Annotated in this window: 2 rRNA genes; both read right to left on the bottom strand. The window is 52.8% G+C overall.

The annotated features are described in order from the left end of the window. Positions 1 to 2653: ribosomal RNA gene (locus WDC82_RS25070) — 23S ribosomal RNA — on the bottom strand; the annotation flags it as partial. 182 nt (positions 2654 to 2835) lie between these two features. Next, positions 2836 to 3467, bottom strand: a 16S ribosomal RNA gene (locus WDC82_RS25065); the annotation flags it as partial.

Below are 3467 nucleotides of genomic sequence, written 5' to 3'. Positions count from 1 at the left end.
CGACGGATAGGGACCGAACTGTCTCACGACGTTCTGAACCCAGCTCGCGTACCGTTTTAATGGGCGAACAGCCCAACCGTTGGGACCGACTACAGCCCCAGGATGCGATGAGCCGACATCGAGGTGCCAAACCTCCCCGTCGAGGTGGACTCTTGGGGGAGATAAGCCTGTTATCCCCGGGGTAGCTTTTATCCGTTGAGCGATGGCCCTTCCATGCGGAACCACCGGATCACTAAGCCCGACTTTCGTCCCTGCTCGACTTGTAGGTCTCGCAGTCAAGCTCCCTTGTGCCTTTACACTCTGCGAATGATTTCCAACCATTCTGAGGGAACCTTTGGGCGCCTCCGTTACATTTTAGGAGGCGACCGCCCCAGTCAAACTGCCCACCTGACACTGTCTCCCTGCCCGATAAGGGCAGCGGGTTAGAAGGTCAATACAGCCAGGGTAGTATCCCACCGATGCCTCCACCGAAGCTAGCGCTCCGGTTTCCAAGGCTCCTACCTATCCTGTACAAGCTGTACCAACATTCAATATCAGGCTGCAGTAAAGCTCCACGGGGTCTTTCCGTCCTGTCGCGGGTAACCTGCATCTTCACAGGTACTATAATTTCACCGAGTCTCTCGTTGAGACAGTGCCCAGATCGTTGCGCCTTTCGTGCGGGTCGGAACTTACCCGACAAGGAATTTCGCTACCTTAGGACCGTTATAGTTACGGCCGCCGTTTACTGGGGCTTCAATTCGCACCTTCGCTTACGCTAAGCGCTCCTCTTAACCTTCCAGCACCGGGCAGGCGTCAGCCCCTATACTTCGCCTTACGGCTTCGCAGAGACCTGTGTTTTTGCTAAACAGTCGCCTGGGCCTATTCACTGCGGCTTCTCGGGGCTTTAACACCCTAAGAAGCACCCCTTCTCCCGAAGTTACGGGGTCATTTTGCCGAGTTCCTTAACGAGAGTTCTCTCGATCACCTTAGGATTCTCTCCTCGCCTACCTGTGTCGGTTTGCGGTACGGGCACCTCTCACCTCGCTAGAGGCTTTTCTTGGCAGTGTGGAATCAGGAACTTCGCTACTAAATTTCGCTCGCCATCACAGCTCAGCCTTCACGGGAAACGGATTTGCCTATTTCCCAGCCTAACTGCTTGGACGCGGATATCCAATACCGCGCTTACCCTATCCTCCTGCGTCCCCCCATTGCTCAAATGGTGAGGAGGTGGTACAGGAATATCAACCTGTTGTCCATCGCCTACGCCTTTCGGCCTCGGCTTAGGTCCCGACTAACCCTGAGCGGACGAGCCTTCCTCAGGAAACCTTAGGCATTCGGTGGACGGGATTCTCACCCGTCTTTCGCTACTCATACCGGCATTCTCACTTCTAAGCGCTCCACCAGTCCTTCCGGTCTGACTTCACTGCACTTAGAACGCTCTCCTACCACTGTTCGTAAGAACAGTCCGCAGCTTCGGTGATACGTTTAGCCCCGGTACATTTTCGGCGCAGAGTCACTCGACCAGTGAGCTATTACGCACTCTTTAAATGGTGGCTGCTTCTAAGCCAACATCCTGGTTGTCTAAGCAACTCCACATCCTTTTCCACTTAACGTATACTTTGGGACCTTAGCTGGCGGTCTGGGCTGTTTCCCTTTCGACTACGGATCTTATCACTCGCAGTCTGACTCCCAAGGATAAGTCATCGGCATTCGGAGTTTGACTGTATTCGGTAACCCGGTAGGGGCCCCTAGTCCAATCAGTGCTCTACCTCCGAGACACTTACCTTGAGGCTAGCCCTAAAGCTATTTCGGAGAGAACCAGCTATCTCCAGGTTCGATTGGCATTTCACCCCTACCCACACCTCATCCCCGCACTTTTCAACGTGCGTGGGTTCGGGCCTCCATTCAGTGTTACCTGAACTTCACCCTGGACATGGGTAGATCACCTGGTTTCGGGTCTACGACCACGTACTCATGCGCCCTATTCAGACTCGCTTTCGCTGCGGCTCCGCATCTTCTGCTTAACCTTGCACGGGATCGTAACTCGCCGGTTCATTCTACAAAAGGCACGCCATCACCCGTTAACGGGCTCTGACTACTTGTAGGCACACGGTTTCAGGATCTATTTCACTCCCCTTCCGGGGTGCTTTTCACCTTTCCCTCACGGTACTGGTTCACTATCGGTCACTAGGGAGTATTTAGCCTTGGGAGATGGTCCTCCCGGATTCCGACGGAATTTCACGTGTTCCGCCGTACTCAGGATCCACTCTGGAGAGAACAACATTTCAGTTACAGGGCTGTTACCTTCTTTGGCGGGCCTTTCCAGACCTCTTCGCTTATATCGTTCCTTTGTAACTCCGTATAGAGTGTCCTACAACCCCAAGAGGCAAGCCTCTTGGTTTGGGCTGTTCCCGTTTCGCTCGCCGCTACTCAGGGAATCGCATTTGCTTTCTCTTCCTCCGGGTACTTAGATGTTTCAGTTCCCCGGGTATGCCTTCTCATACTCTATGTATTCAAGTATGGATACTACTCCATTACGAGCAGTGGGTTTCCCCATTCGGAAATCTCCGGATCAAAGCTTGCTTACAGCTCCCCGAAGCATATCGGTGTTCGTCCCGTCCTTCATCGGCTCCTAGTGCCAAGGCATCCACCGTGCGCCCTTTCTAACTTAACCATTTCTTACTTTAGAAAGAATCACTATGTGTGATGAACTTTGCATTGCATTCAATGTGAATGTATTACTTATTGTTATCTAGTTTTCAAAGAACAATCCTGTCTCGCTAGAGACATGTTTGAAGGAATGATCCTTCAAAACTAAACAAGACGAAAAACGTACGCTGCTCCATATATCCTTAGAAAGGAGGTGATCCAGCCGCACCTTCCGATACGGCTACCTTGTTACGACTTCACCCCAATCATCTGCCCCACCTTCGGCGGCTGGCTCCATAAAGGTTACCTCACCGACTTCGGGTGTTGCAAACTCTCGTGGTGTGACGGGCGGTGTGTACAAGGCCCGGGAACGTATTCACCGCGGCATGCTGATCCGCGATTACTAGCGATTCCAGCTTCACGCAGTCGAGTTGCAGACTGCGATCCGAACTGAGAACAGATTTGTGGGATTGGCTAAACCTTGCGGTCTCGCAGCCCTTTGTTCTGTCCATTGTAGCACGTGTGTAGCCCAGGTCATAAGGGGCATGATGATTTGACGTCATCCCCACCTTCCTCCGGTTTGTCACCGGCAGTCACCTTAGAGTGCCCAACTAAATGCTGGCAACTAAGATCAAGGGTTGCGCTCGTTGCGGGACTTAACCCAACATCTCACGACACGAGCTGACGACAACCATGCACCACCTGTCACTCTGTCCCCGAAGGGAAAGCCCTATCTCTAGGGTTGTCAGAGGATGTCAAGACCTGGTAAGGTTCTTCGCGTTGCTTCGAATTAAACCACATGCTCCACCGCTTGTGCGGGCCCCCGTCAATTCCTTTGA

The organism is Pelagibius sp. 7325, from assembly GCF_037652055.1.
Taxonomy (GTDB): domain Bacteria; phylum Pseudomonadota; class Alphaproteobacteria; order Kiloniellales; family Kiloniellaceae; genus Pelagibius.
This window is presented reverse-complemented; position numbering and strand designations above follow the sequence as displayed.